Annotated in this window: 17 protein-coding genes; 7 read left to right on the top strand and 10 right to left on the bottom strand. The window is 47.4% G+C overall.

Annotated features, from left to right (window positions below; translation table 11 throughout):
* Nucleotides 1-44: 44 nt before the first annotated feature.
* Both KNO61_RS14015 and KNO61_RS14010 read left to right on the top strand, forming a co-directional pair.
* Entirely contained in the window at nucleotides 45-371 is a 327-nt protein-coding gene (locus KNO61_RS14015) for a winged helix-turn-helix transcriptional regulator (protein ID WP_371816604.1), read from the top strand.
* Between the two features lie 63 nt (nucleotides 372-434).
* The gene (locus KNO61_RS14010) at nucleotides 435-1,442 is read left to right on the top strand and encodes a S66 family peptidase (protein ID WP_214873642.1); all 1,008 of its coding nucleotides are present in this window, start codon (nucleotides 435-437) and stop codon (nucleotides 1,440-1,442) included.
* Between the two features lie 4 nt (nucleotides 1,443-1,446).
* Here KNO61_RS14010 and KNO61_RS14005 read toward each other — a convergent pair whose 3' ends face one another.
* Nucleotides 1,447-2,637: a helix-turn-helix domain-containing protein gene (locus KNO61_RS14005; protein WP_214873640.1), complete on the bottom strand. Its 1,191-nt coding sequence runs from the start codon at nucleotides 2,635-2,637 to the stop codon at nucleotides 1,447-1,449.
* Between the two features lie 91 nt (nucleotides 2,638-2,728).
* Between KNO61_RS14005 and KNO61_RS14000 the strand changes: the two genes are divergently transcribed.
* On the top strand, nucleotides 2,729-4,000 hold the full coding sequence (locus tag KNO61_RS14000; RefSeq protein ID WP_256439568.1) for an MFS transporter: 1,272 nt from the start codon (nucleotides 2,729-2,731) through the stop codon (nucleotides 3,998-4,000).
* Nucleotides 4,001-4,018: 18 nt separating this feature from the next.
* Here the strand turns inward: KNO61_RS14000 and KNO61_RS13995 are convergent, their stop codons facing one another.
* From KNO61_RS13995 to KNO61_RS13980, 4 genes are all read right to left on the bottom strand, one after another.
* Entirely contained in the window at nucleotides 4,019-4,315 is a 297-nt protein-coding gene (locus KNO61_RS13995) for a DUF3817 domain-containing protein (protein ID WP_015880430.1), read from the bottom strand.
* 80 nt (nucleotides 4,316-4,395) lie between these two features.
* Nucleotides 4,396-4,902, bottom strand: a complete 507-nt coding sequence (locus KNO61_RS13990) for a DoxX family membrane protein (protein WP_214733826.1) — start codon at nucleotides 4,900-4,902, stop codon at nucleotides 4,396-4,398.
* Nucleotides 4,903-5,086: 184 nt separating this feature from the next.
* Complete coding sequence (locus KNO61_RS13985; protein ID WP_143404742.1) at nucleotides 5,087-5,500, bottom strand: pyridoxamine 5'-phosphate oxidase family protein; 414 nt, start codon at nucleotides 5,498-5,500, stop codon at nucleotides 5,087-5,089.
* 117 nt (nucleotides 5,501-5,617) lie between these two features.
* Nucleotides 5,618-5,818, bottom strand: a complete 201-nt coding sequence (locus KNO61_RS13980; RefSeq protein WP_015880427.1) for a cold-shock protein — start codon at nucleotides 5,816-5,818, stop codon at nucleotides 5,618-5,620.
* 261 nt (nucleotides 5,819-6,079) lie between these two features.
* Here KNO61_RS13980 and KNO61_RS13975 point away from each other — a divergent pair, with 261 nt between their 5' ends.
* Nucleotides 6,080-7,678, top strand: a complete 1,599-nt coding sequence (locus tag KNO61_RS13975) for a glycoside hydrolase family 55 protein (RefSeq protein WP_214685073.1) — start codon at nucleotides 6,080-6,082, stop codon at nucleotides 7,676-7,678.
* Here the strand turns inward: KNO61_RS13975 and KNO61_RS13970 are convergent.
* Together KNO61_RS13970 and KNO61_RS13965 are read right to left on the bottom strand one after the other, a co-directional pair.
* Nucleotides 7,642-8,148, bottom strand: a complete 507-nt coding sequence (locus tag KNO61_RS13970; protein ID WP_214685071.1) for a flavodoxin domain-containing protein — start codon at nucleotides 8,146-8,148, stop codon at nucleotides 7,642-7,644. The two genes, KNO61_RS13975 and KNO61_RS13970, sit on opposite strands and share 37 nt — an antisense overlap.
* Before the next feature lie 103 nt (nucleotides 8,149-8,251).
* Nucleotides 8,252-9,901 carry a glycoside hydrolase family 13 protein gene (locus KNO61_RS13965; RefSeq protein ID WP_214685069.1) on the bottom strand — a complete coding sequence of 550 codons (1,650 nt, stop codon included), beginning with the start codon at nucleotides 9,899-9,901 and terminating at the stop codon, nucleotides 8,252-8,254.
* A gap of 123 nt (nucleotides 9,902-10,024) precedes the next feature.
* On the opposite strand from KNO61_RS13965, the gene KNO61_RS13960 reads away from it, so the two are divergent.
* The 3 genes from KNO61_RS13960 to KNO61_RS13950 all read left to right on the top strand — a co-directional run bounded on the left by KNO61_RS13960 (nucleotide 10,025) and on the right by KNO61_RS13950 (nucleotide 13,149).
* Entirely contained in the window at nucleotides 10,025-10,804 is a 780-nt protein-coding gene (locus KNO61_RS13960) for an AraC family transcriptional regulator (RefSeq protein ID WP_078146084.1), read from the top strand.
* Between the two features lie 85 nt (nucleotides 10,805-10,889).
* The gene (locus KNO61_RS13955; protein WP_047795816.1) at nucleotides 10,890-12,230 is read left to right on the top strand and encodes a copper amine oxidase; all 1,341 of its coding nucleotides are present in this window, start codon (nucleotides 10,890-10,892) and stop codon (nucleotides 12,228-12,230) included.
* Between the two features lie 19 nt (nucleotides 12,231-12,249).
* Nucleotides 12,250-13,149 (top strand): class F sortase, encoded by a 900-nt coding sequence (locus tag KNO61_RS13950; protein WP_214873638.1) that lies wholly within the window; start codon nucleotides 12,250-12,252, stop codon nucleotides 13,147-13,149.
* Nucleotides 13,150-13,199: 50 nt separating this feature from the next.
* Here the strand turns inward: KNO61_RS13950 and KNO61_RS13945 are convergent, their stop codons facing one another.
* From KNO61_RS13945 to KNO61_RS13935, 3 genes are all read right to left on the bottom strand, one after another.
* Complete coding sequence (locus KNO61_RS13945) at nucleotides 13,200-13,907, bottom strand: ABC transporter ATP-binding protein (protein WP_078146082.1); 708 nt, start codon at nucleotides 13,905-13,907, stop codon at nucleotides 13,200-13,202.
* On the bottom strand, nucleotides 13,907-15,544 hold the full coding sequence (locus tag KNO61_RS13940; RefSeq protein ID WP_214733831.1) for an ABC transporter permease: 1,638 nt from the start codon (nucleotides 15,542-15,544) through the stop codon (nucleotides 13,907-13,909). Before KNO61_RS13940 ends, KNO61_RS13945 begins: the two co-directional genes overlap by 1 nt.
* 133 nt (nucleotides 15,545-15,677) lie before the next feature.
* The gene (locus KNO61_RS13935) at nucleotides 15,678-16,739 is read right to left on the bottom strand and encodes a Fe(3+) ABC transporter substrate-binding protein (RefSeq protein WP_159563300.1); all 1,062 of its coding nucleotides are present in this window, start codon (nucleotides 16,737-16,739) and stop codon (nucleotides 15,678-15,680) included.
* Between the last annotated feature and the right edge of the window lie 146 nt (nucleotides 16,740-16,885).

Below are 16,885 nucleotides of genomic sequence, written 5' to 3'. Positions count from 1 at the left end.
GTGGTATAGTTACTTCAACGATACTAATGGAAAGGAAGAGCGACGTGACTAACATAACAAGCTGTGAAGTCGATACGGCACTCGAACTGATTACAGGAAAATGGAAACATTCCATCCTCCTCGTGTTGATCAATGGAGATACATTGCGTTTCAGTGAGTTGAAACGCGCGTTACCAAAAATCAGCCAAAAGATATTGACCGCACAACTCCGCGACTTAGAAGAACAGGATATCGTCATCCGGACCGTCTATCCAGAAGTTCCACCACGTGTCGATTATCGCTTAAGTGAGTACGGGAAAACACTGATTCCGATTCTCGAAGCGATGAACGAATGGGGAATGCGTCATGCCGCACGGATGCGCTCTAATTAGTTGTCCACATGTGGATAACCCATTTTTTCTACTGAACATATCACTTATCCACAGGAGGTTGTCATGATTCGTTATCCACAGTTAACCGGTCATCAAATTGGTGTCACCGCCCCTTCGTCAGGTATACCAGAAGAACTGCACCATCTATTGCATCAAGCGGAACATAAGTTTTCCAATCGAGGGTTCACATTGCAATTCACTCCGAATGCGTGGAAACAACGATTTGGGAAGTCCGCTCCGGCTCGAGTCCGTGCACATGAACTGACATCTCTACTTCAAGATGACAATGTCGACTTGATTGTTCCACCCTGGGGTGGGGAACTCTTAATGGAAATCCTCGATCAAGTCGATTGGCAATCCTTACCCGCGAAATGGATGCTCGGTTATTCAGATACGAGTTTGTTACTCTTCGTCTATACATTAAAAACCGGAATCGCCTCGGCCCATGGTCCGAACCTGGTCGATTTGCGTGCCGATGTGTGGGACGAGACGAGTTCACGCTGGCTCGATGTGTTGTCGACGCGGACCGACGAGACGGTCATCCAAGGCTCGTCCGAGAAGTTCCAAAGCGAATGGCAGCATGATAATCCGACGCCGCATCTGTTTCATCTGACGGAGACGACCGAATGGAAAGCGATCGGTGGTCAAAACGCCACGGGGCGCTTGCTCGGTGGATGTCTCGATGTGCTCTTACATACAATCGGGACACCGTATGGAGACGTCAAGACGTTCCAACGCGATCACCTGAACGATGAACCGATTCTTTGGTATTTTGAGAACGCTGAGCTAAACGTTCCGGCATTAAAAAGGACCCTTCTTCAAATGAAGTGGGCCGGTTGGTTCGAGCAGACGTCGGGCATTCTATTTGGACGGAGTGACGCCCCCTCTGTGCATCAAGACTATACGGTCGAAATGGTATACGAGGAGCTTCATCATATGTTAGAAGTTCCTATCTTTTTTGATATCGATTGCGGACACGTACCCCCTCAGATGACACTCGTCAATGGGGCCCACGCTTCTGTACAAGTCGAGCATGGCAAAGGAACATTGATTCAAACGTTCAAGGGCTGATTCGTCAGCCCTTGATTTGTTGTAGCAATGTCTCTAAACGTTTGCGAAACAGTCCTTGCGGGAATTCAGCTACTTGTTCTTCGATGACTGGCACCCAGTCATCCCCACATCCGTTCAATGTTCCCCTTAATAAACCTTCGTAGTAAATCGCGATATCGACTAAGCTATGTGTTTTCCACTCATCTCTGTTTTCCCATAATGCCAATAAACACTCTCTTCCCATTTCCGTTTCCCCTCGAAAAGCGTAGTACACACCTTTCGCCATCGAAATCGCTGCAATAAATGGTTCGACATCTGTCGTGAGAGATTCCATCAATTTGATGTTCTTTCCTAATAGTTTGACATGTCGATATTCCATCGCATAGAGCGCTTCAGAAAGTGCCACTTTGATTTCAGCCAAACGATCTTCCGTGAATTGAATATATTGCTTCGCCTTTTGTAACGACTCATGAATTTTCTTCTCATCGTTCAAATAGAGCGCGCAAATCGAAATGGTGCGATACACGTCGTCCGCACGGTAGTAGATTCTTGTCCGTGTCATATACTCGAGCACGTCTTCAAGCTGTCGAATTGCCCCTTCTAAATCCTCATCACAAAGAAGATTCTTAAATACAATTAACATGGCATATTCAGTTCGTGTCTTTGTTTTCATATATTTTGCATCAAGTAGTTCTATCGCTTCAATCCGTTCAATCGCTTCCTCGTAGCGGTTCCACATCAATAAATAATAAGCCTGGCTAATTCGTCCCATCGCCAATTCTTCGGACTCACCTAGCTTCTCAAAAATCTCAATCGCGCGGTCATAGTAAGCTAGTACTCTCTCATTCTCGCCCTCTTGAAAGTACGTATCACCGTACAGCATATATGCTTTTCCTTGCCACACGGAGTTCATTTCTTCCTGTAAGTAAGGCTTGAGCATTTCCCGAATTTTTTGATTCGGTAGTGAAATAAGTTGCATCTCCTCAAATTCTAGCTTTTCCACCAGCGACTGTAGTTCGACCTCTTTTGGATCGGTCAATAATTGTTGCATCGAGACATCTAATCGACTGGCAAGTTCTCGTAAACTGCGCATCGATGCCTCTGCTTTTCCGTTCTCAATCATACTGAGCATCGATTTTGTGACAATCCCTTCCGCCAGCTGCGTCTGAGTCATTTTTTTCTGTTTTCGCAATGCTTTAATGCGCTCACCAATCATATGTCACCTCTAAAAGTTAAATTATATTGAACTTTATATTTACAATTCACTTCGTTGCCTTTATGATAATGTTAAATCACATTTAACTAATTTGCGAAGGAGTGTTTCTATTAAGTTTCTCTCTTCAAATCTATCAATTTTACTGCTCGGTAAATTCATGTCGTTATTCGCATCCAACTTATTTACGTTTGTGGCGGGACTCACGGTGTTGACGACGACCGGATCTGGGCTCCAATTCGCCTTCGTTCTCCTCGCAGGTACATTACCCCGTGTGCTTCTATCCCCATTCGCCAGCGCTTATGCAGACAAACTTGACCGAAAGCGAGTCATCATTAGGATGGAGTCTTTGAACGGAGGATTATTTTTACTCGCAGGTGTTGGAAGCTTACTTTGGACGTTTGAAGCACCCGCTTTTTACGTCATCACATTCTTCTTAGCGATCGTTTCCACTTTCTTATCGGTCACGTTATCAAGTTCGATTCCTCTTTTATTTGAGGAAGATGAACTGCAACGCGCCAACTCTCTCATTCAAAGTATCATCTCCATCTCAAGCATCGGTACCCCGCTTCTTGCCGGGGCACTGTTTAAGCTTATACCGATTCCTGTCTTTTTGTTCAGTTCAGCTCTATTCTTTATGATTGCCGCACTTCTCGCCTCTCGACTTAAATTTCATCAGAAAGAGGTCGCACCCACCGAACAATCGACTTGGGAAGACGTACGGTCCGGTCTGTCTTACTTGAAACAACAAAGAGTCTTGTGGACAGTTGCTGTCCTCGCCGCATTTTTGAACTTCTTCTTCGTCGCATCGGAAGTGTTGTTCCCGATTGCAGCGTTACAGGAAGTCGGTGTGTCCCCGTTTCAATTCGGACTCCTTGAAAGCATGGTCGCCATTGGTTTTTTAGTCGCTTCCTTACTTCATGCCTTACCGTTATTCAAAATCAAACATCGCTTAGCAACGATGCGATCCGCGTTGACCATTCTTAGCGTTCTGTTCGTCGGACCCGCCATTCCATTATATTTTCACTTCAACGTCCTCACGTCAATTTTCTTTTTCGCGGTCTTCGCTTTATTGAGTGGTTTCTTGATCGTACGTGTCAACATCCCGATTCAATTGTTCCTCCAAACGAATACGGATCCGAACTATTTAGGGCGCGTCATCGGTGTGCTCGAATCACTCGCGATGGGGATTACGCCGATTGGATTCATCCTATTCGGGGTATTGAGTGATCTCGTCTCTGTTGCCCATCTCTACACCGCTTGCATGGTGGGTCTACTCATCTGCACGTTCGTCCTCACGTACCGAATACGTCAAGACATTCGAGCAGAACGAGATTCAGCTCAGTCAATGGATCGCGTATCATAAAAAAAGACATCGAACGAATCAGTTCGATGTCTTCTCTGTTGACGGGAGTACCCGTTTTTCTAATAAGAATGGTCCGAATGGGATGACGGACGCCATGACAGCAAGCGTCAAAACTTTGAATCCCCAGCGCAAGCGCCATGCCATGTAGATCGCCGCGAGCACATAGGCCACAAATAAGAAACCATGTGCTGCACCAACGATACTGACCGCGAGTGGAATGCCGGCCATATATTTCAACGGCATCGCGATGAACAGTAACAACAAGAAGGATACACCTTCTGTGTAGCCAAGCCATTTAAAATGAGTCGTAGTCATATGCGTTCTCCTTTATTTCTGTAGGCTATGTCTATCGTAGCCGAAACGTGAGAGGTTTGTCACAAGAGAACGCATAAAAGTTACGAGGCTATTTGACGATTTGGTGAACGATGCAATACTTTCGTGTCGACAAAACGGCGAAGGAACAACCCGTCGACCCCAATTTTTCCAGCGTTATGACCGGCAACTAAAATCAAGACAGATACAATCAACATCGTTGGGTTCGTACTGACTGTTCCTGATAGTAAGAACGCCATGTTCATGACAAGTCCGAAGAATGCTGCGCTGCGTGTGAGGGCACCGAGCAATAATCCTAAGCCTACCAAGAATTCACCGTAAGGAACCAGGACATCGAATAACCCGGCGTTTGGAATCGCAAAGTTTTCTAGGAATGCAGCCCACCATCCAGCAACGGCCGGATGTTCTCCAGAAGCGAGTGACACCGCATTTTTTAAGTATCCTTCTGTTCCAAAACCTCCCGTGATTTTACCCCAACCTGCCGTTAACCAATGATAACCGAGCCATACACGTAACACCGTCAAGATCGCTGTAGCGATGTTATGATTTTGCCAAAATTTCGTGAACATCATAATTCCTCCCTTTCAAGAAGTTAAATAAATGTATAATGTGATTACATTCACAATATACCATTCATGTTCACTATTTCACATATGTATTTTCATTTGTTCATGATTCGTCCATATGTACGCCATATTCTATTCACATTCATCTACAACAAAAGACACCTGATTTAGGTGTCTTTTGAAGAGATTATAGTGTCACTTCTTGTGGCGGTTGACCTTTCTTGTTCATCACGCGCATCGATTCCGGTTCGATTTTTAGGATGACAAGCTTTGGATCGTCCGGACCATCGAACCATCCTTCGAGTTTCTCGTTCCATACTTTCTCTTTCATCGATTCATCATCCGATACGGTCGCTTTACCGAGGATCTCTAAGTAAGTGTCGCCCACGCCATCTCCATCATAGCCGATTAAAATATGCGTATATGGATTCTTCTCTAACTCTTCTACTTTATCTGTATCGTTCGAGGTTGCTGTGTAGAGTGTGAAATCATCATGGAAAAATGTCATATATCGACTGTGGGGTTTCACCTTATACACGGTCGCCATCGTCCCGACATTACTTGCATCTAGAATCTTTAACGCTGTGTCTTTTGCACTCATTCCAAATTCCTCCTTCATGATTTGTCGCTCGTATACTGTTCCCTCAAACTATGGGATTAAACACAAAAAAACCTGCTCGCCGATGCGAGCAGGTATCATATTCCTTAGAAAGGAAGATTAGATTTTTTCAACGTTAGAAGCTTGTGGTCCACGAGCTCCGTCAGTGATTTCGAAAGTTACTTCTTGGCCTTCTTCAAGTGTTTTGAAGCCGTCGCCTTGGATTGCTGAGAAGTGTACGAATACGTCGTCTCCGCCTTCCATTTCGATGAAGCCGTAACCTTTTTCTGAGTTAAACCATTTTACTTTACCTGTGTTCATGAATGAACCCTCCTGAAATAAACGCTATGCGTTATAGTAGTGCCTTACTAGAAAAAACTTGACCAAAAAAAATACAAGCCTCTGGATTATCTAATGAAAAATAATCCCAAGCACTTGTGAATTATGATTCCAGCTATTCTTAATTAAGCACATATTGAATATAACACGACTAGATGTTTCTGTCTAGTAAATACTTCTGATTGCTAAAAAACAAGGTGAAACGGGTACATGCTAGAGAAGATGATGCTAGGAGGATTTATAATGAAAAACGTAAAGGACCCACAATCAATCGCATCGATGATTGCCTCTTATTCCGATTGGTCGGAAGAAGACCTCATCCAGCAAACACTTGAATGGCACCGTGCTACACGGGAAGCTTCTTACTTTGAGCAACAACAATCTATCCCGTGTCGAATTCCATTGACGGAACGGATCACCCCTGTCCGCACGTCCTTTCCGCTCGAGCAAGTCGACGGCATCGTTCGTCCCGTCTGGATGCGTCGGCTCGATGCCGAATATTTGAATTTACTGCAGACGACGAAACAATGTGTTGATGTGACGGACTATGGTGCTGTCGGAGATGGAAAAACGGATTGTACCCTCGCCTTTCGACTCGCCATCCGCTCGAACCGTCGTGTCTTTGTCCCAGCAGGCGTTTATATCGTTCGGGGGATTCGTCTACCTTCCAACTGCGTGCTCGAAGGCGCAGGACAAGACGTCACGATTCTCAAACTGTCCGATCGTGCACCGAGACATCGACGATTGTTACGAAACGCCACCCCTTTCGCAGGAAATCATCATATCGAGGTATGCCACCTGACGCTCGATTGGAATGTCGCACGATTAGGCGATGTGAAACGGACGACGAGCGGTGACACGACATCGAGCGCCTTGACGTTTGCCCATGTGACGTATGGATGGGTGCATCATGTGACGGCTAAAAATGCCGGTCTTCATGCGTTCGACATCACGTCTCCACACTATCATTACTTAGGGGATGGACTCCGCGCGGCAAACGGCAGTCGGTATATCCATCTCGATCACCTCGAGGCGACGAATTATGGGGATGACGGAATCACCACACATCACAGTGATGCCATCTACATCACGAACTGTTATTGTCATCATCCTCACGGCCGAACACACGCCCTCGGATTCTCAAATTCGAATGGAATTGAGATCGATGATGGATCACGGCATGTCACACTCGTTCACAATAGAACGGAAGGTTGCTTTGGAGGCATCGAAGTAAAAGCACATGGGACCTCATCTGCCGCACACGACGTTCATATCTTCGGGCATCTTTCGGTGCATGACAATCGTTCATTTAACTTTCGTCACATTGGTCATCATTTAGTAGACGATCCGAACTCGGAGACGGCACGCTTCCTATCTGGTACGAACTTAGTGTCCGTCGAGCCAGTCCGCAGTTCACTCTATACAAAATCTTCACCACGAAGCCTGGTCGTATCGGCCTACCAGGACGTCTTGATTCACGGTTTGACTGCGATCGGCGACCCGACCTACGATTACGAACAGCATCCGGCAATTGCGATTCAATACAAGTCGAGACGCGTTCAGCTGAAACGAATCTCCGTGCGCGGGTTTACCACAGCCCGAGCCGACCTCGAACTATTTGGCGGAGATAACCGCACCGATGAAGTGACCATCGATGCCTTACGATGCCAAGAATCTGCACCCATCGCTCTAAAAATCGGTCGTCACCTCGAACACCTTGCTCTTCATCAGATTGAAGGGCAGAAAAAAAGCGGAGATGTACTCATCTCCACGAAAAGCCCGATTGATGTGCATGATTTACTCGCTCAAGGATTTTCAGACCGGGTGCGCTCAGACGTTTGAGCGGTTTCCACGAGTTGATTCAGTTTGGCGTCATCGAGTTGAAGTGAACTCTCTTTTTGTTTGGCCATCATGCGAACGATTGCTTTGTCTAAAAAGCCCATTCGTTCAAAGTCGTACCCGCTCCCGACGACCTCGACGAAATAGGCATGTTCGCGCAGCGTGTCACGATAGGCTTCTTCTAGCTCGCGAATCCGTTCCGACTCTGTCGGTGTCCCGGCACACAAATATAAAGCGAGGGGATGCTCAAGCAAGTGTGCTTCGTGAAGCGTCAACCATTCCTTCATCTCGTCTTGGATCGTGCCCATTCGAATTGAGCTCCCGACGATGACGTGATCTACCATCTCCCACGTGACGTTCGGCTCTTCTACGATATTTTGGACACGAACGTCACCCGATAGACGTTCAGCGAGTAAAGCCGCCACTTTTTCACTCGTTCCATATCTGGAAGAGTACGCGATTAAAGTACCCATGTCGTTCCCTCTTTTCATGTCAGACGTTACTTACACTATTCCCGAATCATCGAGAGAAGATACGTTTGCACTTAAAAAAGCTCGCCGTCTGGCGAGCTTTTCGTCACAGTTTATACACTTGTGCTTCATAAGGACGAAGGGTGAACGCTTCTATCGGTTCCATGTTTCCGATGACACGTTCTTTCACGTCATATGGTAGCTCTCGTTGTTGTGTCTCGTCGGAGAAGTTACAGAGCACGAGCCATGTCTCACCTTCGAATGAACGTGTGAATGCATAGACCGCCTCATCTTCCGGTAACAACAGCTCATACTTTCCATAGACAACGAGCGGGTTCGCTTTACGTAGCGCAATCAACTGACGGTAGTAATGGAAGAGTGAATTCGGATCTCTCCGTGCCGCTTCCGCGTTGATGTCGACATAGTTCGGGTTGACCTCGATCCACGGCGTCCCTGTCGTAAATCCACCATGTGCTTCGTCTGACCACTGTACCGGTGTGCGTGAATTGTCACGTCCTCGCTCATGGATGCCACGGAAAATCTCGTCGTGCGTTAACAACCCTTTTGATGTGTAATCACGGTAGGCGTTCAACGTCTCAATATCTCGGTACTGATCGATTGAATCAAACGCGACGTTCGTCATGCCGAACTCTTCCCCTTGATAAATGTAAGGTGTCCCTTTCAATAGATGAAGAAGTGTCGCGAGCATCTTCCCGGAACGGACGCGATATTCAGGCGAATCGTTTCCAAAGCGTGAGATGGCACGGGGCTGGTCATGGTTACTCCAGTACAGGCTGTTCCATCCTTCCTCTTCGAGCCCTTCTTGCCAACGCGAGAAAATCGTCTTCAGCTCAGTCAACTTCCAGTCTGTCGGATTCCACTTGCCGAAGCTCCCGTTCCCGACGTCCACATGTTCAAAATGAAAGACCATGTTCAGTTCGTTGCGGTCTTCACCCGTATACAGTTTCGCTTCCTCCACACTCACCCCTGGCATCTCCCCGACCGTGATCGTGTCGTATTTCGATAAGACTTCACGATTCATCTCCTGCATGAATTCATGGATGCGTGGTCCGTTAAAGAAGAATGGTGTCCCGTCTCCATACCCTGTTCCTTGCGTTTGACCGTCTGGATAGCTCGGGTCTTTTGAAATCATATTGATGACGTCCATCCGGAACCCGTCGACCCCTTTATCGAGCCAATATGTCATGAGGTCGTACACTTCACGACGAAGCGTCTCGCTTTCCCAGTTCAAATCCGGTTGTTTCTTACTGAAGAGGTGGAGGTAGTACTCATCACTCGCCTCATCATACTGCCAAGCGCTGCCGCCGAAGAAAGCCCCCCAGTTCGTCGGAGGTTGACCATCTTTCCCTTTTTTCCAAATGTAATAGTCACGATATGGGCTGTCTTTTGAAGAACGTGACTCCATGAACCATTGGTGTTCGTCCGAAGAGTGATTGACGACGAGGTCCATCATGATTTTAATCCCGTGACGGTGTGCTTCTTCAAGCATCGCATCGAAGTCATTCATCGTACCAAACTCGTCCATGATGGCACGGTAATCACGAATATCGTATCCATTGTCGTCGTTCGGTGAATCGTATACCGGCGAGAGCCAGATGACGTCGATCCCGAGTTCTGCCAAATAAGACATCTTCTCCGTGATCCCTTGGATGTCACCAATCCCATCACCGTTTGAGTCATTGAAGCTACGTGGATAAATTTGATATACGACCGCTTCTTTCCACCATTGTTTCATGTTACGTCCTCCTTGAAGTTCATTTCCGTTTCAACGCTTTCATCGTACTGTCTTCAAGGATTCATGACCATCCATGATATGATTAAGATATGTACAATTTTGCTATAAAATGAGGAGACTATTATGGAAATCGGCTTTTGTGGCTATTCATACCATACAACGACTTATACTTTTCCATTTGCTAATCGACTCGATACGTATCTGATTCGCTTACAAACGGCAGGAACGGCTCGGATTGTGGTCAATGGGGAAACGATGATCACACGATCTGGTGACGTATTGATTGTTCGTCCGGGTGACTTCTATGAAATGCATGTCGATACACCCGCGAGCGGAGACTATCATATCTTTTGCACCGGACATTCGATCGATACATGGTGGCATGCGACTCCACGGGGGCGATTGAATACCATCGCCATCGATTCACGCCTTCTTTCGCTATGGCAACACATTACGGAAGAAGTGCGCCGTCCACCGTCTGAACAAAGTGCCGTTTTAATTGAAACACTCGTTCAAGCACTCCTGCTCATGCTCGATCGTTCGATTCAAGATGTGCATTCCCAAGCGCGACCTCCAGTCGTCTCTCGTATGATGCGCTTTATCGAAGCACACGTTACGAGTGACTTCAAAGTTTCAGACGTCGCCGACGCCGTCGGACTGAGCGTTTCACGGACCGTTCATCTCTTTAAAGAAGGAACCGGGATGACAATCATCGAATATGCACAATCGATTCGCTTACAGCTTGCCGAAGAGCAAATGCGCTATACAAAACATTCGTTAGAAACAATAGCGGAACTGTCTGGATTTCGAAGTTATCCATATTTCCACAGAATTTTTAAACGAAAATATGGCGTAGCACCAGGGGTTTATCGTACTCTTCAACAAAAAAATGAAAAAAAATAAAAAAAGAGTGATCCATTTTTTGAACTGCTCCGTTAGATGGGTGTAAATAACGACAACACTCACTTACGAAAAGGAGCGATTACCCATGAAGAAGAAGACGTTAAACAAAATCGTAGCACCGGCACTAGCCTTAGGACTACTCGTACCAGTCAACGCACAGGCAGCGGATCACACGCCGACAGCAAGTACACCAGCAGGTGACCTTCGCGCCACACTCGATCAACTCTTATCTGAGCATTACGTCTTAGCCGTCACATCGATGATGAAAGGATACGACGAGGCAGCAGATGCTGAGGTCGCGGATCAAGCTCTCGATCAAAACGCGCTCGACATGACACCAGCCATCGCTTCCATCTACGGTGAAGAAGGCGCTGCACAATTTGAAGAAATCTTCCGTGGTCACAACGACTACTCAGCTGATTTCGTAGAAGCAGCAAAATCAGACAACCAGGAACTACGCATGGAAGCTGAAGCGGAAGTTGATGAGTTCGTAGAAGAATTCTCAACATTCCTCGACGCAGCGACAGAAGGGAACTTACCGAAGGACGCAGCAGCTGATGCACTCGAACTTCATGAAGACCAAGTCCTCTCTGTATTCGATAACTATGTCGAAGGAGATTACGAAGAAGCTTACATGACGTTCCGTGAAGGCTACAAGCACATGTTCAACATCAGTAAAGCTCTCTCGGGTGCAATCGTCACACAAATGCCTGACAAATTTACGACTGGAGCCGACACACCAGCTGTTGAACTCCGCTCAACATTGAACAGTCTTGCAGGTGAGCACTTCGCCCTCGCTGCGATCGGTATGCAAAAAGGGTACGACCAAGCAGAGGACTATGATTACGTGACATGGGCAGAAGACCAGAACACACTCGACTTCAAAGCAGCCATCGCATCCGTGTATGGTGACGAAGGTGCAGCACAGTTCGAGAAAGTATGGAACTCAGATCACATCACAGCACAAGGTGACATCGTTGCCGCTACACTCGAAGGAGACGAAGCGATGATCGAAGATGCGCGTATGCGCCTCGACCAATTCGCTGTCGACTTCAGCACATTCCTCGATGCAGCAACAGAAGGTAACTTACCACAAGCTGCCGGTGAAGAAGCAATCAAACAGCACGAAGCGCTCGTACTCGACACATTCGATCAATATGTCGCTGGCGATGCAGAAGCGGCTTGGATGTCATTCCGTGAAGGATATGCGTTCATGTTCGGTGTTGGTGAAACACTCGGTAACGCGATCGTGACACAAATGCCTGACAAGTTCGAAGAAACAATGATGCCTGAAGAGATGCCTGAAACAGGTCTCGGTGGTGCACAAGAACAATCAATGAACACGCTCTACGCTGGATTAGCTGTACTTGGCGGAATCTTACTCGCCTTCGTAACGCTTCGCAAACGTAAAGTATCTGAACAATAATCAATAAGGAGGGAGTCCCATGAACAAGCGCCTTTTGTTTCTGGCGCTCTCTCTCTTTTGTTTTAGCTTCTGGACGTGGACGAGCGCCCAAGAATCGTCGTCACCACCTGTAGAAGAAAAACAAATAGAGGAGAGCCCGGATTTAACGGCTGAATTCTCACTTCTACAGGAAGAGGTGAAAAAGCTACGCTTAGCCGAGGAAGAAGATAACGCCAAGGCCGTCACCCCTGTTCAAATCCAGATCCCTAAAATCGATGTCGACACCGCCATCGAACAAGTCGGGGTCCTCGATAATGGACAGATGGGTGTACCAGAAGATGAGAACCAGGTCGGGTGGTTCGAACCCGGTGTCACACCGGGTAGCAAAGGAAATGCTGTGATTGCCGGTCACGTCGACAGCAAGACCGGCCCGGCTATCTTTTATCAACTCGATCAACTGACAAAAGGCGATGACGTTCTGATTCAAGATGAAGCGGGTAACACACTCCGGTTCCGCGTCACAAAAACAGAACGCTATGATACGAAAACCGCGCCAATCGAAGAGATTTTCGGTGCCACAACAAATCGGAACTTAAATTTGATTACCTGTTCGGGTACGTTCGGGGACGGGGGCTATGATGAACGATTCGTCGTCTATACAGAGCTGGTGGATACCGAACTGAACGAAACTGTCGATCTCGAGACACCGACGGCAGTCGAACTGAAAGGTAACTTATTGACATGGCACGCCGTTCGTCAAGAGAGCGTGATTGGATATCGGATCTATGAAATCATCGACGGAAAAGCGACTCATATCGAAAGTATCCCATCCCATGCACGAAAAAGTATCGAGGTCACAAATGAGAACAATGCATCCTACTACGTGACTGCGATTGACCAACTTGGAAATGAGTCAAAACCTTCCGAGATGACAAAATGACAAAAAGACCCCTTACTCGCTTTAGAAATGAGTAAGGGGTCTTTTGTTGTTTATACGAAGCAAGGAATTTGCGGGTTGAACGTCTTGTTGTTCTCCGTCATGACCTGCTTTTTAATTTTGCCTTCTCCGAGATAGACGATGCGATCGGCAAGCGCCTCAGCATCTTCTTCATCGTGTGTCACAAAGATCGTCGTCGTGCCCGTCTGCTTCAAGAGACGACGCAAATCGTCGCGAATCCGGTGTTGAAGTGACGTATCGAGATTACTGAACGGTTCGTCTAGAATCAACAGTGACGGTTTCGGTGCGAGTGCACGCGCTAGCGCGACACGCTGTTGTTGTCCCCCACTGAGTTCGTACGGATAGCGGTGACGGAACTCCGTCAAGTTAACGAGTGCGAGCATCTCTTCGACGCGCGCATTCCGCTCCTTGCGGTTCAGTTTATGGAGACCGAATCGAATGTTCTTTTCAACGGTCATGTGCGGGAAGAGTGCGTAGTCTTGAAAGACCATCCCCACCCCACGGTCTTCTGGCGGCATGAACTGGCAATCGTCGCAACAGACACAGTCATTCACGACGACGACGCCCTGGTTCGGCATCTCGAGTCCTGCAATCAAACGGAGAATCGTACTCTTTCCCGATCCGCTGTCCCCTAGAAGCGACACGATTTCACCTTTTGTAATCGAAATCGAGAACCCTTTGATGGTCTCTTCATGCGCACCTTTATAGCTAAAATGTAAATCGTTGATTTGAACGAACATTAGTCGGCCTCCTTATCAAGCACCTTGTGGGAAACGAATATCAACAGTCCACTCATGAGGACGATGACGATGGAAGCGAGTGCCGCTTCGTGAATCTTCTCATCACTCACGTATTTGAACGCCTGTGTCGCAAGCGTCGAAAAGTTAAATGGTTGTAAAAAGAGCGTCAATGGCAACTCTTTCATAATATCAATAAAGACGAGGATAAACGCGCTCATGATGGCGCCTTTGATCATCGGGATATCGACGCGGAAGAACGTCTGGACCGTGTTCCACCCCAGCATACGGGATGCTTCCGTGAATGACTTCCCGACCTTCTCAAACCCGCTCTCGATTGAGTTGTAGCCGATGGCGAGGAAGCGAATGACGTAGGCAAAGATGAGCATGATGAGCGTCGTCCGGAACACGAATGTCTGACTCAAGTCGAGCGCCCGTGCCAAATCGAGCACTTTGTCATCGAGCCACAAGAAGAGCGTGATGACCGCAATGGCGATGGCCGCTCCCGGAATCGAATACCCGAGTGTCGTCACTTTCGAAATGACACGCGTCATGTTCGACGGGAAGAGTCGTGTATAGTTCGCAATGATGAGTGCGAACAGTAAAATGATCACGGTTGCGGTAAAGGCGACTCGTACCGTATTCCAAACGAGTTGCCAAAATTCTTCCGTGAAGACCGTATCGAACGTCAGAAACGTCCAGGCCGTCAACTGCGTGAACGGAATGACGAATGCAATGGCAAAGACGATAGAAACATATGCGAATACCGCATAGCGATGCCAACCTTGAAGCGGTCTCGGTTTGAGCGGCTTCACTTTCGTCGAAGCGTAACTGAACTGCTTTCGTCCTCGGACGAGTCGTTCCATCGTCAAGATGGCGATGACGAGAATCATGAGTGTGCCCGCAAGCTTCAGCGCCGACGACGTATCCTTCATCCCGAACCATGTGCTAAAAATAGCGGTACTGAACGTCTGGATCCCGAAGTATTTCACGACACCATAGTCATTGAGCACTTCCATCAAGACGAGACTGACACCGCCGATGATGGCGACTCGGGAAATCGGGATGACGACGGTGAAGAAGATGTCCCATGAGCCGCGACCGAGAATCCGTGCGTTCTCAATCATCGAGGATGATTGGTTATGCAGAAACGCTCGTGTAATCGTATAAATGTATGGATAGAGGAACAACGTGAAAATAAACACGGTTCCTTGAATCGACATGATGTTGAAGTACGACTGATCGACGGTGATCCCGAACTGATTCCGTAGTGTCGTTTGGATCACTCCGGTGTAATTTAAAATGCCGTGATACGTATACGCCCCGATATAAGGCGGAATCGCGAGCGGCAGGATGAGTGCCCATTTAAAGAAGCGACGGAACGGGAAATCATAAACGGTCACGAACCAAGCGAGACTCGTCCCGATCACGGTCGTCAAGACACCGGTAGCCACCATAATGAACAACGTGTTTCTCACGTAACGGGGCAACAGGTACTCCTGAATGTGCTGCCAATTGTCATTGACCGGGGCGAACAATTCGACGAGCACGACAATTCCCGGCAAGACGATCAATAAAATCGCGAGAAAGCTGAGGATCGCCCATCCATTCAGTTGTCGTTTTACTGCGTGCCAGTTCATGTCGTACCGCTCCCGTTCTGTAAACTATCAATTCCTGTCCCATCATATCAGTTTCTGTGCATCCCGTGTAGCGCTTAGGGTGTGAAGAACGCAAAAATCTCCGGCCTGAACTCTCGTTCAAGCCGAAGTCATCTTACTTCCAACCTACTTCGTTAAAGATACGGATTGCCTCTTGTTGGTTTTCACCGAGTACAGAGAGATTGATATCCTGCTCTTTGAACTCACCCCATGACTGGAGAAGCTCATTCGGTTCAACCGACTCGTTGACTGGATATTCATAGTTCACACTCGCAAACTTCTCTTGAGCTGACGGTTCTGACATGAACTCCATCAATTTTTGAGCGTTTTCTGTATTTTTCGATGCTTTCGTCATCGCGATACCCGAAATGTTCACGTGTGTGCCTGTTGTATCTTGGTTCGGGAAGAAGACACCGAGTTGTTCAGCGACTTTCTTCTCTTCCTCGTCTTCAGAATTCAACATGAGCCCCATGTAGTACGTGTTCATGATGGCCACGTCCCCTTCGCCAGCGACGACTGCTTTCGCTTGGTCACGGTCGTTCCCTTGTGGGTCGCGTGCCATGTTGTTCACTAAGCCCTTCGCCCACTCTTTCGCTTCATCGACACCGTTCACTTCGATGAACGATGCGAGGAGTGAGATGTTGTACATGTTTTCCGATGGACGCACGAGCACTTTGCCGTTCCACTGTTCTTCCGTCAACGCTTCGTACGTCGACAAATCTTCTGGTTTCACGCGATCTTTTGAGTACACGATGACACGCGCACGTTTCGTCAAACCGAACCACTCGTTGTCTGTGTCACGATATTTTGCAGGAATGTTTGACTCAAGCTCATCGCTATCGACCGCTTGAAGATGTCCCGCTTCTTTCGCCTGATACAAGTTTCCAGCATCTGCAGTGATGAAGAGGTCAGCCTCTGTGCTCTCCCCTTCTGTGTTCAAACGCTCGAGAAGTTCGTCGCTCTTCCCTTCCACTACGTTGACCTTGATGCCTGTTTCTTCTTCAAACTGTTTATATAATTGTTGATCGACATCGTAGTGGCGACTCGAGTAAACATTGACGACGTTCGAATCGTCTGAGCCTTCATTTGAAGTTGTCTCATCTGTGCTTGCACAAGCGGCAAGGAGCGATGTCGTTAACGCTGCTGAAATTCCTAAAGCTGCATATTTTTTGTTCATCTGTCATTCCCCCACGTTCGGTTATTTCTCTCTGGTAATGATAATTACTCTCAGTACCTATCATCACTGATAATCATTCTCACGTCAAGACTTTTCTGCAATCGCTATCATATTACATGTGCAATTCGTGACAGTTTTGAGGACAT

This window comes from Exiguobacterium sp. s140 (assembly GCF_018617035.1).
Lineage (GTDB): Bacteria > Bacillota > Bacilli > Exiguobacteriales > Exiguobacteriaceae > Exiguobacterium > Exiguobacterium profundum.
This window is presented reverse-complemented; position numbering and strand designations above follow the sequence as displayed.